Source organism: Glycomyces sp. NPDC046736, assembly GCF_040645615.1.
GTDB lineage: Bacteria > Actinomycetota > Actinomycetes > Mycobacteriales > Micromonosporaceae > Glycomyces.
In genome coordinates this window covers 99,653-120,384 of sequence record NZ_JBEYYO010000016.1, presented here as the reverse complement: position 1 = coordinate 120,384, position 20,732 = coordinate 99,653, and the positions used below count along the sequence as shown (strand labels likewise).

Below are 20,732 nucleotides of genomic sequence, written 5' to 3'. Positions count from 1 at the left end.
GACCAATCCTAGTCGGATCCGAGGTCACGGTACAGTCTGCGGCCGGTCCGACACCGTATGCGAACGCGTGCAACGCTTCTCAGCGGACGATGCGCAGGCCGCCCACCCCGCCGTCGACGGCGAGGCTCGCGCCGGTCAGTGACTTGTTGGCCGGGTCGGCCAGGTAGAGGATCGCGGCGGCGACCTCCTCGGCGCTCACCAGGCGGCCGGTGGGCTGGCGGGCTTCGAGGCGGGCGCGTTCGGCCGCGGGGTCCTCGGACTGGTCGAGGAGGCGCTGGACCCAGGGGGTGTCGGCGGTGCCGGGGGAGACGGCGTTGACGCGGATGCCTTCGGCCACATGGTCGGCGGCCATCGCGAGGGTCAGCGAGTGCACCGCGCCCTTGGACGCCGAGTAGAGCGCGCGACCCACCAGCCCGGCGGTGGCCGCGATCGAGGTGGTGTTCACGATCGCGGCGTGTTCGGACTCGCGCAGGTGCGGCAGGCAGGCGCGCGCGAGGCGCACCATGCCGAGGAGGTTCACGTCCAGCACCCGGAACCACTGCTTGTCGGAGTTCTCCTCCACGGTCCCGACCGCGCCGATCCCGGCGTTGTTGACCAGGATGTCGATGCCGCCGAAGTGCTCGGCGGCAGCCGCGACCGCGCCGCGGACCTGGTGGTCGTCGGACACGTCGCATCGGTGCGACCAGTGCGTCTCGTTCGGGTTGAGGTCGACGACCGCCACGTTCGCGCCGCGCGCGGCGAAGGCGTCGGCCGCCGCCGCGCCGATGCCGGACGCGCCGCCGGAGATCACCACGGTGAGGCCTTCGAAGGCATGCATCAGTTTTCGCTCCATTCAGGACCGTCGGGGTAGGCGTAGTGCTCCAGGCTCTCCCGCTTGATCTCGGCGGAGAAGCCCGGTTTCGCGGGCGCCAGGTAGCGCCCGCGCTCGGTGATCGCAGGGTCGAGGAAGTGCTCGTGCAGGTGGTCCACGTACTCGATCACCCTGTCCTGCATCGAGGCGCTGACCGCCACATAGTCGAACATGGACAGATGCCGGACCAGCTCGCACAGGCCCACCCCGCCCGCGTGCGGGCAGACCGGGACGCCGAACTTGTTGGCCAGCAGCAGGATCGCGAGGTTCTCGTTCACCCCGGCCACCCGGGCGGCGTCGAGCTGAAGGAAGTCGATCGCTCCGGCCTGGAGAAGCTGCTTGAACATGACGCGGTTGTGGACGTGCTCGCCGGTGGCGACCTTGACCGGGGCGACCCTCCTGCGGATCTCGGCGTGGCCGAGCACGTCATCGGGACTCGTCGGCTCCTCGATCCACCACGGGTCGAACTCGGCGAGCGCGGCCATCCAGCGTTCGGCCTCGTCCACGTCCCAGCGCTGGTTGGCGTCCACCGCGATTCGCACCTCCGGGCCGACCGCGCTGCGGGCGGCCGCGAAACGGCGGCGGTCGTCCTCCAGATCGGCGCCGACCTTGAGCTTGATCTGCGTGTAGCCCTCGGCCACGGCCTCGCGGGCCAGGCGCACGACCTTCGCGTCGTCGTAGCCCAGCCAGCCCGGGGAGGTGGTGTAGGCCGGATAGCCCTCGCGCTCGATCTCGGCGATCCGCTCGGCCCTACCGGGCTCGGCTTCACGCAGCATCACCAGGGCCTCATCGGGGGTGAGCGCGTCGGTCAGGTAGCGCCAGTCCACATTGGCCACGATCTCTTCGGGCGTGAGCGTGGCGAGGTACTTCCACAGCGGCAGGCCCGCGCGGCGCGAGACGAGGTCCCACGCGGCGTTCACCAGGGCCCCGGCCGCGAGGTGCATGACACCTTTCTCCGGTCCGAGCCAACGGATCTGGGAGTCGTGGGTCAGGGCGCGGTAGAGGTCGGCGAGGTCGGCCGGGCCGGTGAGGTCCCGGCCGATCACATACTCGCCCAAGGCCTCGATCGCGGCGCAGCAGATGTCGTTGCCGCGCCCGATGGTGAACGTGAACCCGTGGCCCTCTTCGCCGTCCTCGGTGTGCAGCACCACGTAGGCGGCCGAGTAGTCGGGGTCGGGGTTCATCGCGTCGGAGCCGTCGAGGCTGCGCGAGGTGGGGAAGCGGACGTCGCGCACGTCCACCGCCGTGATCCTCACGCCTGGACCGTGGGGTTCGCGGTGCTGCCGAGGCCCTCGATGCCGACCTCGACCACGTCTCCGGCTGCGAGGTAAGGGAACCGGCCCGAGAGCGCGACCCCTTCGGGGGTACCGGTCAGGAGCAGGTCGCCGGGGTCGAAGGCCATGAACTGCGACATGTGGTGGATGATGCGCGCCACCGAGAAGATCATGTCCTTCGAGTTCGAGCCCTGCCGGGCCTCACCGTTCACTTTGGACCACATGCGGAGGTTCTGCACGTCCGCGATCTCGTCGGGGGTGACCAGCCAGGGCCCGAGTGGCGTGAACGTGGGGCAGGCCTTGCCCTTCGAGAACTGGCCGCCCGAGCGTTCGATCTGGAAGTCGCGCTCGGAAAGGTCGTTGGCGACCACGAACCCCGCGATGCAATCGAGTGCTTCGGCTTCGGACTCCAGATAGGACGCACGGCTTTTGAAGACCACGCCGAGTTCGACCTCCCAGTCGGTCTTGACGGAGGTCCGGGGGATCTCCACCTCGTCGGCCGGGCCCACGATCGTGTTGGGGTGCTTGTAGAACACGACGGGTTCGGCGGGCGGCTCGGCGCCCGACTCGGCGCAGTGCGCGGCGTAGTTCATGCCGATGCACACGATCGCGCCGGGCCTGGCGATCGGCGGCGCGACGCGCTCGCCCGCGATGTCGATCTCGGGGAACCCGGCCACGGTCGCGATGCCGCGCTTGAGGAACTCGCCGTCGATGTCGCCGATGGGCCCGGAGAGGTCGTAGTACCTGCCCTCGTGGAGCGCCACAGGGGTCTCGTAGCCGGGCCGGCCGATGCGCATGTACTTCATAGCTCTCCTAGCTGGTAGACGCGGGCGGCGGTGCCGCCGAACACGTCACGGTCGCCGCCGCCGAGGGTCTCGGCGAGGGCGTCCTTGACGCGGGTGTAGGTGGCGGCCAGTTCGCATACGGGCCAGTCGGATCCGAACATGAGCCGGTCGGGCCCGAACAGTTCGAGCGCGGCCTGGACGAAGGGCCGCAGGTCGTTCGGAGTCCACTGCTTCCAGTCGGCCTCGGTGACCAGGCCGGAGAGCTTCGCGAACGCGTTGGGCTGCTTCGCGAACGGGGCGACCGCGTCCCACCAGGCGCGCAGTCCCGCACTGCCGAGGCGGATCTCGGGCTTGCCGAGGTGGTCGAGCACGAAGCGCAGCTCGGGCACGGCCGCGGCGGCTTCGGCGGCGGCCGGGAGTTGGTCGGGGCGCACCACCAGGTCGAACGTGGGGACGGCGGTGGCGATGAGTTTGAACGCGGCGATCACGTCGGGCCGGGCCAGGAAGTCGGCCTCGCCTCGGGCCTGGACCTGGTCGCGCAGCCCCACGAGGTACCTCGCGCGGGGGTGGTTCGCATAGCGCGCCAAGGTGTGCGCGAGGTTCGGGTCGAGGAGGTCGACGAACCCCACGACCCCGGCGATCTCGTCCACGGCACCGGCCAGGTGCAGGAACTCCACGGTCTCCGACGGGTGGCCCCAGGCGGCCTCGACCAGGACGGTGCGGTCGACTCCGGCGGCCTTGAGGTTGGCCCTCAGGTCGGCCACGCCGTAGTCGCGGCGGATCGGCGCGAACTCCGGTTTCGAAGCGAGCCAAGGGTAATCGGCGGTCCACACGTGGTGGTGGGCGTCGATGACGAGCGGCGTCGTCATGGTACGGGGGCCTCCTCGGTCAGGAGCCCGGCTCGCTTGAGGTCGTGCCACAGCGCGCCGGGAATCGGGTGGGCGTACATGGCGAGGGCATCGTCGACCTCTGCGGGGTTTCGGGCGCCGACCAGGATCGACGCGACGGCCGGGTGGGCCGCGGTGAACTGGAGCGCGGCGGCTCGCAATGGGGTGTCGTATCGGTCACAGATCGTGCTGATCGCCTGTGCTCGGGCCAGAACTTGTCGGTCCGCTCCCGCATAATCGAACCGCGCTCCGGGGCTCGGGTCGGCGAGGATGCCGGAGTTGAACACGCCCGCGGCGATCACCGAGACGCCGCGTTCGAGGCAGAGGGGGTACAGCTTGTCGAGAGCCGATTGGTCGAGCAGCGTGTATCGACCCGCGATGAGGGCCACGTCGAAGTCGGCGCGGGAGACGAGATCGGCGGCGGCGTCGGTCGAGTTCATCCCGATGCCGATCGCGCCCACGCGCCCGGCGGCCTTGAGTTCGGCGAGCGCCCGGTAGGTGCCTTCGAGCGCGGCGCCGGGGTGGTCGTCGGGGTCGTGCACGAGGCCGATCTCCACGCGGTCGGTGCCGAGGCGTTCGAGGCTGCCCAGGTGGGACGCGAACGCGGCCCGGTAGGAGAAGTCGAAGACGGCGGCCTTGCCGTTGGGTTCGGACCAGAGGTCCCACTGGCCTTCGTGGTCGACCAGGACGCGGCCCAGCTTGGTGGACAACGTGACCGCTTCGCGTGGCTTCGCCGCGAGGGCCTGCCCGAGGCGTTCCTCGGAGAGCCCGGCGCCGTAGTGGGGCGCGGTGTCGAAGTGCCGGACGCCGCCGTCCCAGGCCGCGTCGACCGTGGCGGTCGCGACCGCTTCTTCGACGGGCGTATAGAGCCCGGCCAGCGGCGCGCACCCGAGGCCGACCGCTGAGACCTCGACATCGGTGGCACCGAGCCGCCGCAACGGCAGCGCGGCTTGGCGAGCGTTCACATGGCCTCCACTGCGTCGGTTCCCGGTGCTTTCAGGGCGACTCGCGTCAACTGTCCGCGCGCCCCGATCGGATATCCTATAGGATATATCCTATGGGAGAGATACTGGTACTGCCCGCGCGGCACACGCTCGCCGACAAGACTTACATCGAGCTCAAGTCGAGGATCATGCAGAGCCTCTTGGAGCCGGGGGCGAAGCTCAGCATCGACGGGCTCACGAAGCAGATGACCGTCTCGCAGACGCCGATCCGGGAAGCGTTGGCGCGCTTGGAGGCCGAGGGGCTCGTCGAGCGTCGGCCCTTGAGCGGGTACACCGTCACGCCGCTGCTGACCAAGAGCGACTTCAACGACCTGTTCGAGCTGCGGCTGCTCATGGAGCCCCTGGCCGCCAAGCGCGCGGCGGTCTTCGTCGGCATCTCGCACAACGGGGTCGGCGACGGCACCACGCTGACTCGCCTGGCGGGCCCGCCCGAGGCCACCGTGGGCGACGCGAAGCTGGACCAGCTCGCGTTCACCGAGAACGACATCAAGTTCCACGCGGCGGTCGCCGAGCACAGCGGCAGCCCCGTCCTGGCCAAGGCGATCAGCGGCCTCGACGCCCACATCCACCTCCACCGCGCGTATCTCGACCCGGTGGCGATCGAGGAGACCGAGGCCGAGCACCTCGCCATCGCGGAGGCTATCATTGCTCAGCAACCGCTTGCCGCCGAGGAGGCGATGCAGGTCCACCTCGCCCGCTCCCGCGAGCGGCACGCCGCCGCGTTCACCGACGCGGCCCGCGAGGCCGCCGCGAAACCGGTGCGCGGCAGGGGCAAGAAGGTGAAGTAACGAGCCGCCGAAGGAAAGAGGTGCCCGACATGCCGCGTGTGGGCCTGTTCATCACATGCGTCAACGACGCCCTCTACCCCGAGGCGCCCAAAGCCGTCGTCCGCATCCTCGAACGCCTCGGCTACGAGGTCGACTTCCCCGCGGCCCAGACCTGCTGCGGGCAGATGCACGCCAACTCCGGCTACAAGAAGGACGCCACGAAGCTCGCGCGGGACTTCGAGGGGGTGTTCGGCGACTACGACGCCGTCGTCACTCCCTCGGGCTCGTGCGCCGCGATGGCCCGCGACCAGTACCCGCACCTGACCGGCTCCGACATCGGGCAGCGGGTCTTCGAGCTGTCGGAGTTCCTGGTGGACGTGGCCGGAGTCGAGGACGTGGGGGCGCGCTTCCCCCACCGCGTGACCTACCACCCGACCTGCCACGGCACCCGTGCACTCGGCCTGGGGGACAAGCCGCTCCGGCTGCTCAGGGCGGTGGAGGACATCGAGCTGGTCGACCTGCCCGAGGCCGACCAGTGCTGCGGGTTCGGCGGGACCTTCGCGCTGAAGAACTCGGAGGTGTCCTCGGCGATGCTCGCCGACAAGTGCCGCCACGCCGCCGCGACCGGGGCCGAATACCTTGCGGCCGCTGACAACTCGTGTCTGACGCACATCGGCGGGGGCATCAGCCGGGCCGGAGGGCCCCGCCCGATCCACTACGCCGAGATCCTCGCGAGCGCCGCATGAGCACCGATCGTTTCGTCTCCGCCGCCTCGCTCATCCCTGCCAACGCACCGTTCCCCAAGGCCGCCAAGGTGGCCCTGGGGATGCCGCAGCTGCGCCGCAACCTCGCCCACGCGACCGGCACGATCCGCGGCAAGCGCGCGGGCGTGGTGGGGGAGCTCGACGACTGGGAACGCCTGCGCGAGGCCGCCGCCGCGATCAAGGCCGACGTGCAGCGCCGCCTGCCCGAACTCGCGATCGAGTTCGAGCGCAACGCCACCGCCGCCGGGGCCACCGTGCACTGGGCCCGGGACGCGAAGGAGGCCAACGAGATCGCGGCGGCCATCGTGCGAGCGGCCGGGGCCGAGGAGGTCGTCAAGGTCAAGTCGATGGCGACCCAGGAGATCGAGCTCAACGAGCACTTCGCATCAGTAGGCCTGCGGGCCTTCGAGACCGACCTGGCCGAGCTCATCGTGCAGCTCGCCGAGGACAAGCCGAGCCACATCCTGGTTCCGGCGATCCACTACAACCGCACCGAGATCCGGAAGATCTTCGCCGAGCGCATGGGTGACGCCCCGACCGGGCTCAACGACGATCCGGCGGCGCTGGCCGAGGCCGCGCGGCTGCATCTGCGGCGGCGGTTCCTCTCGGCGCAGGTCGCCGTTTCGGGCGCGAACTTCGCGGTGGCCGAGACCGGTTCGCTGGTGGTGGTCGAGTCCGAGGGCAACGGCCGCATGTGCTTGACGATGCCGCAGACGCTGGTCAGCATCGTGGGGATCGAGAAGCTGCTGCCGAGGTTCTCAGACCTCGAAGTGTTCATGCAGCTGCTGCCGCGTTCGTCCACTGGGGAGCGTATGAACCCGTACACCTCGGTGTGGACCGGTGCGCGCGAAGGCGACGGTCCCCAGGATGTGCACATCATCCTGCTCGACAACGGCCGCACCGACGTGCTGGCCGACGAGGTCGGACGCCAGGCGCTCTCGTGCATCCGTTGCTCGGCCTGCCTGAACGTGTGCCCGGTGTACGAGCGCACCGGCGGGCACGCCTACGGGCACGTCTACCCCGGCCCGATCGGCGCGATCCTCGCGCCGCAGCTGGAGCCGGGCCGCCATGACGACTTGCCTTACGCCTCAAGCCTGTGCGGGGCCTGCTACGAGGTCTGCCCGGTCAAGATCAACATCCCTGAAGTGCTCGTGCACCTGCGTCAGCGGGGCCCGCATCCGGCTGCCGAGCGCGCCGCGATGGGCGCGGTGCGCGCGGTCATGTCGCGTCCGCGATGGTGGCGGACTGCGCTGCGGGCGGCCCGGGCCGGGTCGCTTCCGTGGCGGCGCAAGGGGTTCGTGCGGCGACTGCCGTGGATCGGTTCGAAGTGGACGGTGAGCCGGGACCTGCCGGTGCCGCCGAAGGAGCATTTCCGAGACTGGTGGGAGCGGCGATGAGCGACAACGGTGCGCGCGAGGCGATCCTGGCCCGGATGCGGCTGGCGCTGGGGGATGCGGGCGAGGTCCCCGAACCGCCGCGCGACTACCGCACGGCGCTCGACGCCGAAGTCGACGTGGTCGCGATGCTCATCGACCGGCTGATCGACTACAAGGCCAACGTGCACCACGGCATCGAGGCGATCCCCGAAGCGCTCGGCGGCGCGAAGCGGGTCGTGGTGCCCGAGGACCTGCCGCTGGAGTGGCGTATCGGGGCCGCGTTCGTGCCCGACGCGAACTTGTCCACTGAGGAGCTGGACGGCATGGACGCGGTGCTCACCGGTTGCGCGGCGGCCGTGGCGGTCTCGGGCACGATCATGCTCGACGCCGGTGCGGCTCAAGGCCGCCGGGTGATCACGCTGGTGCCCGACCATCACGTGGTGGTCGTCAGGCGGGACCAGATCGTGGGCCATCTCGCCCAGGCGCTGCCGATGCTGGAGCGGGCCGCGCCGCAGACCTGGATCTCGGGGCCCTCGGCGACCAGCGACATCGAACTCCAGCGGGTCGAGGGCGTCCACGGGCCCCGGCGCCTGGACGTAGTGATCCTCTAAGCGCTTGCGGCGCAGGCGTTCCCGGCTCAAGAGCCACAGGGCCTGGACGCCGTCGGTCCAGGTGATCTTCTTGCCGTCTTCGCGGCTGCGCGCGGTGTAGGAGATCGGGACCTCGAAGGGCCGGATGCCGCGCCGCAGGAGCTTGGCGGTCAGCTCGGCCTCCATGCCGAAGCCGCCCGAGCGGATGTTCAGGTCCAGGAACATCTGGCGCGGCAGCAGCTTGTAGCAGGTCTCCAGGTCGGAGATGTAGGAGTTGAACAGGATGTTCGCGGCGAGGGTGATTCCCTTGTTGCCCATGACGTACCAGAACGAGTACGCCGAGTGGGAGCCGAACGAGCGCGATCCGTAGACCACCTCGGCCTTGCCCTCCAGCACCGGGGTGAGGAGTCTGGGGAGGTCGGCGGCGTCGTACTCGCCGTCGGCGTCGAAGACCACCACGTAGTCGCCGAGCGCGGCCTTCGCGGCGGTGCGGATCGCCGCTCCCTTGCCGCGGTTGCGGTCGTGGCGCAGCAGTCGCACCCGCTCATTGTCCTCAAAGGACTGGAGTACTTCCCAGGACCGGTCCCTCGAGCCGTCGTCGACGGCCACGATCTCGGTCTCGCAGGGGAAGTCCACGGCGAGGAGTTCCTTCAGCGTCCCGGTGGCGAGGCGTTCCTCGTTGAAGACCGGGACGAGCACCGACAACAGCATGGCCGCTCCTCGTCACCGAACACGATTGCATAACCATAACGCGCTGCCGCCAAAGCGCCACTGGGCGGGACGGTCGTGTTCAATGGAGCGGTGCTGCTCATCGTGTGGCTCCTCGTCCTGCTCCCCGGCCTGGCCTACGCCGTGCGGCCCCGAGACGGCGCGGTGCTCGCCCCCGCCAGGCTCGCCGTGGTGCGCGCCTCGATCCTGTTGGGCGCGTTCGCGATCGCAGTAGTCGAGGTCAGCTCGGCTTTCAATGCGCTTGCGGCACCGGCGATCGTGATCGCCTGGAGCGGTGCCACGATCGCCTGCGTCGGTGCCGTCCTGTACCGCAGCGTCCGCGACGTGGCCCCCGCCGGACGCGGCCAGTCACTCGACGCTCTTAGGGAGGAACTGCGGGACCGCCGCGGCGCGACCCGCCGCACCTGGCGGCGCACCAAGTCCGCCGCCGCGGCCGCCCCGGCCTGGCAGTGGGTCCTCGCCTGCGTCATCGCGATCCTGACCGTGAGCGTGTTCGTGCTCGCGGTCGGCTCCTCGCCCAACAACTTCGACTCCCAGACCTATCACCTGCCGCGCATCGAGCACTGGGTCCAAAACGCGTCGGTCGCGGTGTACCCCACCGGGATCCACCGCCAACTCGACCTCGGTCCCGGCTCCGAATACCTGCTCACCCATCTGCGGCTGATCTCGGGCGGGGACGGCGCGTACCACCTGCTCCAGTTCTTCGCCGCGATCGGGGCCGCGCTCGCGGCCTCGCGCATCTGCGCGCAGCTCGGCGGCGGCCCGGTCGCCCAGCTCGCCACCGTCTTCATCGTCGCCACGACTCCTGAGTTCCTGCTCCAGGCCTCCAGCACCCAGGTCGACCTCGTGGTCGCGGCCTGGACCGCGTGCCTGGCCACGCTCGTGCTCGACGAGTTCACCCGCCCGGGCGAGGTCCCGGGCCCGCGCGCGGCGGCCCCGCACTCCGACGCGCTCTACCTCGGGCTCGCGCTCGGCCTCATCGCCGTCACCAAGACCACCGGGCTCCTCGCCGCCGCACCGCTCCTTTTGGTGTGGGGCATCGGACGACTGGTGCGCGACGGACGCCGCCGCCGCGCGTGCCTGTGCGGGAGGCGGCCGAGCCACTGCACGAGGGCCGACACCTCGAACGCGCTCGCCTCTGGCGGCAAGACCGTGCTGGCCTCGTTCGCGATCCTGGCGCTGGCGCTGGTGATCGTGGGCCCGTTCCTGCTGCGCATGCACGAGGCGTTCGGGAACGTGCTCGGGCCGCCGGTGCTGCGCGAGTCCATCGGCGTCGGCACCGCCGACCCCCGCCTGCTGCTGATCAACGCGCTCCGGCTCGGCCAGACCGCGCTCGACACCCCGATCCCGGCGCTGTCGGACGCGGTCGCCTCGGCGATCGGCGGCCTCGCGTCCCTCATGGGCGTCGACGTCAACGACCCGCGGATCACGTTCGGCACCACCGAGTTCCCGGTGGCCTCGTGGTACCCCGACGAGGACCGCGCCGCGTTCCCCATCACCGGGCTCGCCTCGATCGCGGGGCTCGTCTGGTTCGCGGCCAAGGGACCCGGTCTGCGCCGGGCCTACGCGGGCGCCCTAGCCGCCGCCTTCATCGCCGTGGCGTGCACGATCTCGTGGCAGCCGTGGGCGAACCGGCTCATCATGTTCCTGGTGGTCCTCGCCGCCCCGGCCGCCGGACTCTTGGCCGCGAGCCTGGTCAAGAGCATCACCCGCTCGGCCGCCGACCGGCGCAAGCGCCGCGCCGCCTGCACACTCGTCGCGGTCGTGGCCGTGCTCGCCTCCGTCGCCGGGCTCCTCACCGTCGCGTACGGGTATCCGCGGCGCCTGACCGGCTCGTTCTCGGTGTTCAGCCTCACCGACATGGAGGAACGGTTCGTGCGCCGCCTCGAATGGCTGCCCGAATACGAGGCCGCCGCCGAGGCCGTCGCGGCGGTCGAACCCGAACTGGTCGGGCTCGTGCAGAGCAACGACTCGTGGGAGTACCCGTGGTGGATCCTGCTCCCCGAAGGCACCGAGATCCATGCGCTGCAATCGATCGTGCCCGGCCTGGAAGCGGCCGACCCCGCGTCCATGGACGCGATCGTGTGCGCCGAGGCCATCGACGAATGCCGCGCCCTCACTCCCGAGGGCTGGGAATTCCACGAGGTCGGGGTCGTGGCGTACGCGCTGCCCCCGGGGAGCGGCTGAGCCGGGGCGGCCTCTATCTTGGGCGCATGCTGCTTAGCGATCGCGACATCCTCGACGCCGTCAAGAACGGCCGGGTCGGCATCGAGCCCTTCGACGACGAGCTCGTGCAGCCCTCCTCGATCGACGTGCGCCTCGACCGCCGCTTCCGGGTCTTCAACAACCAGAAGTACACGCACATCGACCCCGCGCAGCAGCAGGACGAGCTGACCACCGCCGTCGAGGTCACCGGCGAGCGCCCGTTCGTGCTCCACCCCGGCGAGTTCGTGCTCGCCTCCACGCTCGAAGTGATCACGCTCCCGGCCGACCTGGCCGCGCGCCTCGAAGGCAAGTCCAGCCTCGGGCGGCTCGGGCTCGTCACGCACTCCACGGCCGGGTTCATCGACCCCGGGTTCTCCGGGCACGTGACCCTGGAGCTGTCGAACCTCGCGAACCTGCCGATCACGCTGTGGCCGGGCATGAAGATCGGGCAGCTGTGCATCTTCCAGCTCACCAGCCCGGCCGAGCACCCCTACGGCGCGGGCGCGAACTTCTCCCGCTACCAGGACCAGCGCGGGCCGACCCCGTCCAAGTCGTGGATGAACTGGCGCACCTGGCCGACGTGACGTCCCGCCGCGGGGTCGGTGTCCTGATTGGTCGTTTCCTCTTACACCGGTGTCAGGGGTAATCCCCTAGATCACCTGAATAGAGGCCATATGCGGCCTACCCTCCGATCATGAACATCACGCAGAGCTTCCAGAACATGATGGACAGCGTCATCGCGTTCATTCCGCGGGCGCTGGCGTTCGTCGCGATCCTCGTCATCGGCTGGTTCGTCGCCAAGTGGATCGGCAAACTCGTCGGAAAACTCCTCAACCGGGTCGGCCTCGACAGGGTCGGCGAACGGTCCGGGCTGCGCCGGTTCACCGGCAAGTTCGAGCTGAGCGAACTGCTCGGCAAGGTCGTCTACTACATGCTGCTGCTGTTCACGTTGCAGCTGGCGTTCGGGGCGTTCGGGAACAACCCGGTGTCGACCCTGCTCAACCAGCTCGTCGGATGGCTGCCGCTGCTGTTCGTCGCGCTTGTCCTGGTCGTGGTGGCCTTCGCGATCGCGAACGCGGTGTTCGGGCTGGTCAACGGCCTGCTCTCGGGCACCAGCTACGGCAAGACCGTGGCGCGGATCTGCCAGGTCGCGATCATCTTCTTCGGCGCGGTGGCCGCGTTCGGGCAGGTCGGCATCGCCACCACGGTGACCACGCCGATCATGTGGACGGTGCTCGCGATCATCGCGGGCGTGGCGATCGTCGGCGTCGGCGGCGGCCTGGTCTCCCCGATGCGCGAGCGCTGGGAGCGGATGCTCACCACCGCCGAGAGCGAGGTCGCCAAGGCGCCTCGCGGCGGCGGCGACGCGACCGCTTCGATGTCGCAGACCTACAAGTCCGAGCGGTACGGGGACACCGCGAACACGCAGGCCCCCGTCGCCGAGCCCGGTTCGCAGGCCGAGGCCATGAGCCAGGCCGAGGCCGAGCGCCGCGCCGGTCCCGGCGAGGGATAACGTCCGCTGCGGGAGGCGTTGTGTCTGGCCTCCCGCGGCGACGGACACGCATTGCGCAGCGCGATCGGCAGCTCGTGACCGCAGTGCACCACCGGCCGTCCCCCGTCTCGCGGGGGGCGGCCGGTCCGCGTCCGGTCCGAAAGGGCGCCTGTGAAAAGTGGGCTTTTGCTCCCTCCTCCAGGCCGTACGCCCGAGTAACCTCATCTGGGTGGAGATGAATGCGGTGGACAGTCGCGGCGGCTCGAAGCGCCGCCGGGAGATCCTCGACCTCGCGGTGAAGCTGCTCGCCAAGCACGGCTACCACGGCGTCTCGATGGACGACATCGGCGCGGCCGCCTCCATCACCGGTCCCGCGCTCTACCACCACTTCAAGGGCGGCAAGGAGCAGATGCTCGCCGACGCGCTCATCCCGGTCTCCGAGCGGCTGCTCGCCGGGGGGCGGCACTGGGCGTCGGTGCACTCGGAGGACCCGCAGGCCGCGCTCGCGGCGCTCGTCGACTTCCACCTGGAGGTCGTGATCGACTCGCCCGAGATCGTCATCCTCCACCTGCACGAACTCGACCGCCTCCCCGAGGAGCCGCGCCGCGAGGTGCGCAAGCTCCAGAGGGTGTACGTCGAGGAGTGGGTGGGCGTGCTGTGCCGCCTGCGGCCGGGGCTCAAACCCGAGCAGGCGCGGGTACTCGCGCACGGCGCGTTCGGCCTGATGAACTCCACCCCTTATCTCGCGCTCGGCGACGAGGTGAGCACCCAGGAGACCGCCGCGCTGCTGCGCGCGGCGGCCCTGCGAGCGCTCGACCCCGGTTAATCCACGGCGGTCCCTTCGAGCTCGACCATCTGACCCGGGATCGCCAGGCGGGTGACGCCGAGCATCGTGGTGGCCGGTTTCGCTCCGGCCTTCCCCAGGCGCGCGGCCAGGCCGCCGTAGTGGGCGAAGAGCAGGTCCACGTCGGTGGTGTAGACGTTGAGCCGCACCAGGTTCGCCAGGCCCATGCCCGCCTCGGCGAGCACGGCCTCCAGGTTGTCGAGGCTGAGCGCCAGCTGCGCGGCGAGGTCGCCTTCGTGCTCGGGCTTGCCTTCGGCGCTCATCGCGGTCTGCCCCGAGCAGTACAGGGTCCGGGACTGACCCGAGACGAGCTCGCCTTGGTTGAATCCCAGGTCGAGCGACCAGGTCACGGGGTTGACGGCGGTACGTTCCACAGCGGTCTCCATTCGTCGCGGGCGGCCTCGTGGCCGCCGCGCAGATGAGCCTGCCAGCGATACACGACATCTTGTGTCATGTATTCCGATAGAGTTCGCGAATGCGCGCCGACCGCCTGGTCTCCCTCGTCCTGCTCCTGCGACAGCACGGCCGCCTCTCGGCGCCCGCGCTGGCCCGCGAACTGGAGGTCTCCACGCGCACGGTGCTGCGCGACATCGATGCGCTCTCGGCGGCGGGCGTCCCGGTCTACGCCGAACGCGGCCGCCACGGCGGCTTCGCGCTGCTCCCGGGCTTCCGCACCGAGCTCACCGGTTTGGGCCGCGACGAGGCGCTCGCGCTGCTGACGACCGGCGGGGCGTTCGGGCTCGGTCCGGCGCTGGCTTCGGCGGCGCGGAAGGTGGTCGATGCGCTGCCGGAGAGCCACCGGGCGGTCGCAGGCGACGCGGCTCGGCGGTTCCTGGTCGAACCGGAGACGGACCTGCTTTCGAGACGGGCCGATGCCGAGGACGTGCCGCGCGAGGCGATGGAGGAGGTGCGCAGGGCGGTCCTGGACGGAAGGCGGCTGCGGCTCAACTACGCGGCCGCTGGTGGGGAGTCGCAGTGGCGCACGGTGGACCCGATAGGCCTGGTCACGGTCCGAGGCCGGGGCTACCTGCTCGCCACGAGGGAGGGCGAGGACCGCACGTACCGGCTCTCGCGGGTCCTGGCCGCAAAGACGCTGGCAGAGGCGGCCGAGCGGCCCGAGGGGGTCGACCTCGAACGGATCTGGCACGAACGCAGCGCCCGGTTTCTAGCCGAGGGGCACATCGCGGTCCAGGTGAGGGTCGCCCCGGATCGCCGCGAGGACCTGTTCGCGGGCGCGGTGGCGGTCAGGGCCGAGGAACCCGAGGCCGACGGCTGGCTGCGTCTGGAAGCGACCTATCAGGATGCGCGCCACGCGGAATGGGCACTATGGCAACTCGGCGAAGACGCCGAGGCCCTGACGCCGCAGTCGCTGCGCGAGGCCCTGAAGAACAAGGCCGCAGCCCTGGTCGAACGCTACGGCTAGACCCCAACCCGAAGCCCCCGCCGCCGCGCGAAGCCAGCGGCGAGACCGGCGAGCACCGCGGCGGCCAGCAGCGGCATCAGCGTGGGGTTGACCCACGCAGGCACGAGTTGGATCGTGCGGCCCGTGCATTCGAGGGCGCCGCTCACGGGCAGGAAGCGTTCGCGGAAGGCGACGAACTCACCGGCGCCGCGTCCCGGGCACTGCTCGTCGATCATGAAGTAGAACATGGTCGCCTGCCCGTACGCGTGAACGGCGATGGCCAGGCCGAGCAGCCCCAACGCGACCGACCCGAGCACGAAGGGCCTCGCGTGCCGCCGATCGCGCCGCGCGGCCATCGCCGTCATCGCGGATGCGGTCAGCGCCGCGGCGGCGAGGATGAGGGAGAGCGGGAACACGGGGCGACTGTATGCGGGCGCGGCGACCGGGCCGTGGTGCGTCCACCGCGTCCGGTTCGTCGTTGTTCGGGTGTCTCGCATTGCGGGAAGGCGGGTTAGCATGGGGTCGTAGGCGGTCCGGGGGTGGCCCGGGCGTGATGCAGGGAGGCGCAATGCACCAGCCCGAACGGGTCGTCCTTCGCGAGGTCGCCCCCCGCGACGGCCTCCAGAACGAGCCGCCCGTGCCCACCGGGGACAAGATCCGCCTCATCGACGCGCTCGCGCGCACCGGGCTCTCGCGCATCGAGGCCGTCAGCTTCGTCAGCCCCAAAGCGGTCCCGCAGATGGCCGACGCGGCCGAGGTGTGGGCCGCGATGGAGCAGCACCCGGGCATCCGCTATTCCGCGCTCGCGCCGAACCGGCGCGGCGTGCAGATCGCGCTCGACGCCGGGGTCACCGCGCTCGAAGTCGTCGTCTCCGCCTCGGAGACCCACAACCGGGCCAACATCGGCCGCAGCGTCGCCGAGTCCCTCGCCGAGCTGCCCGACATCTGCGACCTGGCCCGCGAGCGCCTCGCGTCGGTCGAGGTCATCATCGCCACCAGCTTCGGCTGCCCCTTCGAAGGCGACATCGACCCCGCCCAGGTGGCCCGCATCGTCGAGGCCGCCGACGCCGCCGGGGCCGGGCGCGTGGCCTTCGGGGACACCACCGGGATGGGCACGCCGCGGCGCGTCACCGACCTGCTCGACGCCGTCGCCACCGACCTGCCGATGCTCATGCACTTCCACGACACCCGCGGCACCGCGCTCGCCAACCTGCTCACCGCGCTCGACCGGGGGATCACCGAGTTCGACGCGAGCGTGGGGGGCCTGGGCGGGTGCCCGTTCGCGCCCGGCGCCTCGGGGAACGTGGCCACCGAGGAGGTCGTGCACATGCTGCACGACATGGGCGTCGAGACCGGCGTCGACTTGGACGCGCTGCTCGGGGTGGCCGCGCTGGCGCAGGAGATCGTGGACCGGCCGCTCGAATCGGGGGTGCTGCGGGCCGGGCCGCGCACCAGGCTCGCGCCGAAGCCGGCCTGAAGTACAAGACGAGGGCCCTGGGGTCTCGAACCTCCCCAGAGCCCTCGCCCGGACACCGCCACAGGATTGCCGGTGCCCGCGTCCCGGGTAAAACCTCCGAATACCCGGACGGCCCATGGTGCCACTGAAGTCCCGTCCGCCACACGGGTTTCAGTTGAAGCTCACGTGTCTGTTCGCTTACGCTGCGCACGTATCGGGACAAGCTCGGCGAATTTCCACCCCGCCAGGACGCCGGCGACCACGACGAGGCCGAACACGCCCCGCCAGCCGTACAGCGGCAGCAGGAACAGCGCTCCGGTTCCCGCGATGATGCCCGTGAGCAGGGCCGCCGCCGAGAGCGCGACCGAGGCCGAGCCGTCGCCGTACTCGACGGCCGCGAGCACACGGCCCGCGATCGCCACGACCAGTCCCGCGGCCGCGCCGGTCGCTCCGGCCGCGACCACGGCGAACCAGAACGTCGGCGCGAGCGCCAGGGCGAGCGAGCCGAGCGTCAAGCCGCCCAAGGCGAGCGCGCCGGTGTACCTGGCCCGGCCGAGGTCCCCGGTGCGGCGGGTCGCGTTGGCGGCCAAGGTCATCGCCAGCGCGAACGCCCCCAGCGGCCACCACCGGCTCGCGGACGAGGCGGTGAACTCCGCGGCGATGTCCGTGCACAGGAACAAGAGCAGTGCGGCCGAGGTGAAAGCGACGGCCTGCGCGGCGGCGGCGGTGAACGCCACAGCGCGCCGGTGCGACGGGGTCTTCGACCTGGCGGCGCGCTCGGTTTCGCGGGACCGCCCGTCCGCGGTTCCCGCACTGCCGGTCGACGCCTTCGGCTGCGGCCCTTCGGCGATCGCTGCGGCAGGCCTTGGTGCTGTCGTCCCCGCTCCCTCGTCCGCCACCGCATCGGCGGCGCGCGGGTGCGTTTGCGCAGACACGGCTTCCGAGGCGAGCGACTTCGTCGTCCGTGCCTCCTCCGCCGCATCGGTGGTGCGCACAGGCGCGGTCGGAAGCGTCGTCTGCCGTCGCTTCACGGCGCGACGCGTGTCGGTCGGCGGCGTGGTGCGGCTCCGCCTCGCGGCGGGTTTCGCTGGGTCCGGCGTCGCCCTGGTGGACGGCCGTCCGTGGGTGTCTGCTGGAGCGGTCATGGCCTGAACGCTACGAGCGTCCGCGCCCGTGCGCCCCAGTCGAACGACCGGGGTCGGCGACTGGTGCGCGAACCCGGTAGGCGACCGCGTTCGCCCAGGTCAAACCGGCCCCGGTACACCCCAGTCGAATGACAGATGCGATCGGCGGGCACCGCCGATACGCTGGGAAGGTCCCCGGTCGTCGTGAGGATGGAGTCGCCGTGCGGTCGAAGCCGAATCCCGCCCCCGCTTTCGCGCGCGCGAGCGGTGACCCGTCCCGCGGTGCTTTGGCCGAGGCCGATCCGGTCGACCGCGACGCCTCGCACCGAACCGTCCTCTATGGACGCGACTCGGAGCTGGACGCGATCCAGGCGCTCCTCGACGGCGCCCGCGTCGGCCACGGCGGCGCTCTGGTCGTGCGCGGCGAACCCGGCATCGGCAAATCCGCGATCGTCGACGCCGTCATCGGCCGCGCCGAAGGCTTCACCGTGCTGCGCACCCTCGGCGTCGAAGCCGAGCACACCTGGTCGTACGCCGGGCTGCAAATGCTGCTCCACCCGCTGCTCGACCGCATCGACCGCCTCCCCGCGGCCCAGGCCGAAGCCCTGCGCACCGCCCTGGGCATGGGCGACGGCACCGGCCGCGCCCACTCGCTCCAGGTCGGGCTCGCGCTGCTGAACCTCCTGGTCGACGCCTCGGCGAAGCAGCCGGTCTACGTCGTCATCGACGACGCCCACTGGCTCGACCGCGACTCCACCAACGCACTCCTGTTCGCCGCCAGGCGCCTCGGCACCGAATCGCTGGGCATGGTCCTGGTCGTGCGCGACGGGTTCGCGCCCGACTTCCCCGCGCCGGGCATCCCCGAACTCACCCTCGGCCCGCTCGACCTCGCCGCCTCCCAGGCGATCCTCGACACCCGCACCGACGACCTGCCGTTCACCAGCCGCGACTGGATCCTGCGCATGGCCGAGGGCAACCCGCTGGCGCTGCTGGAGCTCCCGGCCGCCGACAACGAGGAGTCGCTGCTGCGGGCCGACACCTCCAACAGCCGCTACTCCACCACCTCGCGCATCAAACAGGCGTTCACCGAACGCATCATCGCCCTCCCCGACTGCACCCGCACGATCATCCTGCTCGCCGCCGCCGAGGAGACCGGCGAGACCGCCGTGATCGCCGAAGCCGCGGTGCGGCTCAATTGCAGCCTCCGCGACCTCGAACCGGCCGAAGTGGACGATCTGGTGCGCTACCACCGCGGCCGCATCGAGTTCGTGCACCCGCTGATCCGTTCCACCGCATACCACTCCGCGCCGCGCGCCCGCCGCATCGAAGCCCACCGGGCCCTGTCCGAGGCCTTCGGCGACGACGACATCCGCGCCGCCCGCCACCTCGCCGCCGCCACCACCGGCCTCGACGAGAACGCCGCCGCCGCACTCGAATCCATCGCGTCCTATGAGGCCGAACGCGGCGGCTGCGTCGCCGAGATGGCAGCCCTCGAACGCGCCGCCAGCTTCACCCCCGACCCCTACCACCGCGCCCGCCGCCTCGTCGCCGCCGCCCAGACCGCTTACGCGGCAGGCATGACCGGCAAAGCCGTGGAACTGGCCGAAGCGGCCGAGCGCCTCACCGACGACCACGTGCTCCTGGCCCGCACCGCCCTCATCCGGGCCACGATCCTGTCCTGGGCCGGGGACTCCAAGGGCTTCGACGTGTGGATGGAATCGGCCGAGTACTACGCCGCCACCGGCCACGAGAACACCGGCTACCCGCTCCTGCGCGGCGTCTGGAACGCCTGGGAGACAGGCGATTTCGCGAAGGTCAAGTACGCGTCGGGCCTGGCCTCCAAGTACGGCGGCTCCAACAACGCCTGGGTCCGCCGCCTCGCCCGCGCCGCCGCCGGCCTCAACCGCCAGCCCGACGACACCGCCGGGGAAGCGGTCGACGCGCTGCGCTCGCTCTACGACTACTACCAGCCGCTCCACGAGGACTTCAAAGCCTTCGACCAGGTCCTGGCCGCGCGCTGGCGACTCCTGGCCGGAGACGTGCCCGCGGCGCACCAGGCGGCCACCGAGCAGGTGCGCGACTGCCGGGTGCGAGGTGCCATGGGGCCCTTGGTGTGCGCGCTGCTGGTGCGCGCGCAGACGCAACTCCACTATGGACGTTACGCTGACGCTCAAGCCTCGGCCACCAGCGCGATCGAGCTCGCGCACGAGCAGCACGACCGCCGCGTCCTCATGCAGGGCCGCATCTGGGTCCTGCTGCCGATCGCGGCGATCCGCGGCGAGGAGCGGCGCTGCCGCGAACTGGTCGCGGCCGCCATCGAGGACGCGCCCGAGGACTCGGTGATCCCCGCCGACACCGCGCTGGGGCTGCTGGAGCTGGGCCTGGGCCGCCATGAGGCGGCGTTCGACCGGTTGCAGCGCATCGCGGAGGGCACTTCGCCGATGGAGGTGCTCACGCAGGTGCCCACGCTGGTGGAGGCCGCGTTCCGGTCGGGGAGGATCGCGGAGGTCAAGGAGGCCTTCGACTGGTTCGCCGACTGGGCGGACGCCACGGGCCGGTCGTACTGGGAGGCGCTCGTCGAGCGCTGCCGCGGCCTGATGGCGATCGAGGCCGAGGCGGGCACGCATTACGCGCGGGCGGTGGAGCTGCACCGGGCCGACGACATCGACCCGTTCGAGCGGGCGCGCACCGAGCTGGTCTACGGCGAATGGCTGCGCCGCGCCCGCCGCATCAACGAGGCGCGGGCGCACCTGCGGGAGGCCACCGAGGTCTTCGAACGCCTCGGTGCGGTCCCGTGGACCCAACGGGCCCAAGGCGAACTGCGAGCCGCGGGCGACTCGACGGCGATCGAGGCCAAACCCGACCTCGCCGAATCGCTGACCCCGCAAGAACTCCAAGTGGTCCGCCTCGCCGCCGACGGCCTCACCAACCGCCAAATCGGAGAGCAGCTGTTCGTCAGCCCGAGGACGGTCGGCTACCACCTCTACAACGCCTACCCGAAGCTCGGCGTCTCCTCGCGAACGGAACTCGCCAAGCTCGACCTGTAAGCGCAGCAGGCGACACGCCCACCCCCGCGCTCGGGCGTGTCGGAATCCGAAAGCCCCCGGTTACAACGATCCCGCATGGGTACGACATCGGCATGACGGGTGCTGCACACGCGGTCGGGCGTGTCGCCACGCAGGC

19 protein-coding genes and 1 pseudogene are annotated in these 20,732 nt (G+C 70.9%); 11 read left to right on the top strand and 9 right to left on the bottom strand.

The window, feature by feature from the left end:
• Positions 1–79 precede the first annotated feature (79 nt).
• From AB0B28_RS16665 to AB0B28_RS16645, 5 genes are read right to left on the bottom strand one after another with little or no spacing between them, the layout of a single operon-like run.
• Positions 80–817: an SDR family oxidoreductase gene (locus tag AB0B28_RS16665; protein ID WP_360121682.1), complete on the bottom strand. Its 738-nt coding sequence runs from the start codon at positions 815–817 to the stop codon at positions 80–82.
• Positions 817–2,106: an enolase C-terminal domain-like protein gene (locus AB0B28_RS16660; protein WP_360121680.1), complete on the bottom strand. Its 1,290-nt coding sequence runs from the start codon at positions 2,104–2,106 to the stop codon at positions 817–819. Before AB0B28_RS16660 ends, AB0B28_RS16665 begins: the two co-directional genes overlap by 1 nt.
• Complete coding sequence (locus AB0B28_RS16655; RefSeq protein ID WP_360121678.1) at positions 2,103–2,930, bottom strand: fumarylacetoacetate hydrolase family protein; 828 nt, start codon at positions 2,928–2,930, stop codon at positions 2,103–2,105. The genes AB0B28_RS16660 and AB0B28_RS16655 overlap by 4 nt, the downstream gene beginning before the upstream one ends.
• Positions 2,927–3,778 carry an amidohydrolase family protein gene (locus tag AB0B28_RS16650; protein ID WP_360121676.1) on the bottom strand — a complete coding sequence of 284 codons (852 nt, stop codon included), beginning with the start codon at positions 3,776–3,778 and terminating at the stop codon, positions 2,927–2,929. Before AB0B28_RS16650 ends, AB0B28_RS16655 begins: the two co-directional genes overlap by 4 nt.
• Positions 3,775–4,761 carry an aldo/keto reductase gene (locus AB0B28_RS16645; protein WP_360121674.1) on the bottom strand — a complete coding sequence of 329 codons (987 nt, stop codon included), beginning with the start codon at positions 4,759–4,761 and terminating at the stop codon, positions 3,775–3,777. The genes AB0B28_RS16650 and AB0B28_RS16645 overlap by 4 nt, the downstream gene beginning before the upstream one ends.
• Positions 4,762–4,853: 92 nt before the next feature.
• On the opposite strand from AB0B28_RS16645, the gene AB0B28_RS16640 reads away from it, so the two are divergent.
• From AB0B28_RS16640 to AB0B28_RS16625, 4 genes are read left to right on the top strand one after another with little or no spacing between them, the layout of a single operon-like run.
• Complete coding sequence (locus tag AB0B28_RS16640) at positions 4,854–5,588, top strand: GntR family transcriptional regulator (protein WP_360121672.1); 735 nt, start codon at positions 4,854–4,856, stop codon at positions 5,586–5,588.
• Positions 5,589–5,617: 29 nt separating this feature from the next.
• Positions 5,618–6,313, top strand: coding sequence for a (Fe-S)-binding protein (locus tag AB0B28_RS16635; protein ID WP_360121720.1), 696 nt, complete (start codon positions 5,618–5,620; stop codon positions 6,311–6,313).
• Complete coding sequence (locus AB0B28_RS16630; protein WP_360121670.1) at positions 6,310–7,728, top strand: lactate utilization protein B; 1,419 nt, start codon at positions 6,310–6,312, stop codon at positions 7,726–7,728. The genes AB0B28_RS16635 and AB0B28_RS16630 overlap by 4 nt, the downstream gene beginning before the upstream one ends.
• Entirely contained in the window at positions 7,725–8,318 is a 594-nt protein-coding gene (locus AB0B28_RS16625) for an LUD domain-containing protein (protein WP_360121669.1), read from the top strand. Before AB0B28_RS16630 ends, AB0B28_RS16625 begins: the two co-directional genes overlap by 4 nt.
• A gap of 3 nt (positions 8,319–8,321) precedes the next feature.
• On the opposite strand, the pseudogene AB0B28_RS16620 reads toward AB0B28_RS16625, so the two are convergent.
• Positions 8,322–9,008 (bottom strand): annotated as a pseudogene (locus AB0B28_RS16620) (glycosyltransferase family 2 protein); the annotation flags it as partial.
• 90 nt (positions 9,009–9,098) lie between these two features.
• Here AB0B28_RS16620 and AB0B28_RS16615 point away from each other — a divergent pair.
• The 4 genes from AB0B28_RS16615 to AB0B28_RS16600 all read left to right on the top strand — a co-directional run bounded on the left by AB0B28_RS16615 (position 9,099) and on the right by AB0B28_RS16600 (position 13,549).
• The gene (locus AB0B28_RS16615; RefSeq protein ID WP_360121668.1) at positions 9,099–11,213 is read left to right on the top strand and encodes a hypothetical protein; all 2,115 of its coding nucleotides are present in this window, start codon (positions 9,099–9,101) and stop codon (positions 11,211–11,213) included.
• A 26-nt stretch (positions 11,214–11,239) separates the two neighbouring features.
• On the top strand, positions 11,240–11,815 hold the full coding sequence (gene dcd, locus AB0B28_RS16610; protein WP_360121666.1) for a dCTP deaminase: 576 nt from the start codon (positions 11,240–11,242) through the stop codon (positions 11,813–11,815).
• Between the two features lie 110 nt (positions 11,816–11,925).
• Complete coding sequence (locus tag AB0B28_RS16605) at positions 11,926–12,744, top strand: hypothetical protein (protein WP_360121664.1); 819 nt, start codon at positions 11,926–11,928, stop codon at positions 12,742–12,744.
• Positions 12,745–12,958: 214 nt separating this feature from the next.
• A complete protein-coding gene (locus tag AB0B28_RS16600; protein WP_360121718.1) occupies positions 12,959–13,549 on the top strand; it encodes a TetR/AcrR family transcriptional regulator in 591 nt (196 codons plus the stop codon).
• Here the strand turns inward: AB0B28_RS16600 and AB0B28_RS16595 are convergent.
• The gene (locus tag AB0B28_RS16595) at positions 13,546–13,941 is read right to left on the bottom strand and encodes a RidA family protein (RefSeq protein WP_360121662.1); all 396 of its coding nucleotides are present in this window, start codon (positions 13,939–13,941) and stop codon (positions 13,546–13,548) included. The two genes, AB0B28_RS16600 and AB0B28_RS16595, sit on opposite strands and share 4 nt — an antisense overlap.
• Positions 13,942–14,042: 101 nt before the next feature.
• Here AB0B28_RS16595 and AB0B28_RS16590 point away from each other — a divergent pair, with 101 nt between their 5' ends.
• Complete coding sequence (locus tag AB0B28_RS16590; RefSeq protein WP_360121660.1) at positions 14,043–14,990, top strand: WYL domain-containing protein; 948 nt, start codon at positions 14,043–14,045, stop codon at positions 14,988–14,990.
• On the opposite strand, the gene AB0B28_RS16585 is transcribed toward AB0B28_RS16590, so the two are convergent.
• A complete protein-coding gene (locus tag AB0B28_RS16585) occupies positions 14,987–15,385 on the bottom strand; it encodes a hypothetical protein (protein ID WP_360121658.1) in 399 nt (132 codons plus the stop codon). The genes AB0B28_RS16590 and AB0B28_RS16585 overlap by 4 nt on opposite strands.
• Before the next feature lie 152 nt (positions 15,386–15,537).
• Here AB0B28_RS16585 and AB0B28_RS16580 point away from each other — a divergent pair, with 152 nt between their 5' ends.
• A complete protein-coding gene (locus tag AB0B28_RS16580; RefSeq protein ID WP_360121656.1) occupies positions 15,538–16,446 on the top strand; it encodes a hydroxymethylglutaryl-CoA lyase in 909 nt (302 codons plus the stop codon).
• A 161-nt stretch (positions 16,447–16,607) separates the two neighbouring features.
• Here AB0B28_RS16580 and AB0B28_RS16575 read toward each other — a convergent pair whose 3' ends face one another.
• Positions 16,608–17,360, bottom strand: coding sequence for a hypothetical protein (locus AB0B28_RS16575; RefSeq protein WP_360121654.1), 753 nt, complete (start codon positions 17,358–17,360; stop codon positions 16,608–16,610).
• A gap of 410 nt (positions 17,361–17,770) precedes the next feature.
• On the opposite strand from AB0B28_RS16575, the gene AB0B28_RS16570 reads away from it, so the two are divergent.
• Entirely contained in the window at positions 17,771–20,596 is a 2,826-nt protein-coding gene (locus tag AB0B28_RS16570; RefSeq protein WP_360121652.1) for an AAA family ATPase, read from the top strand.
• Positions 20,597–20,732: the final 136 nt, after the last annotated feature.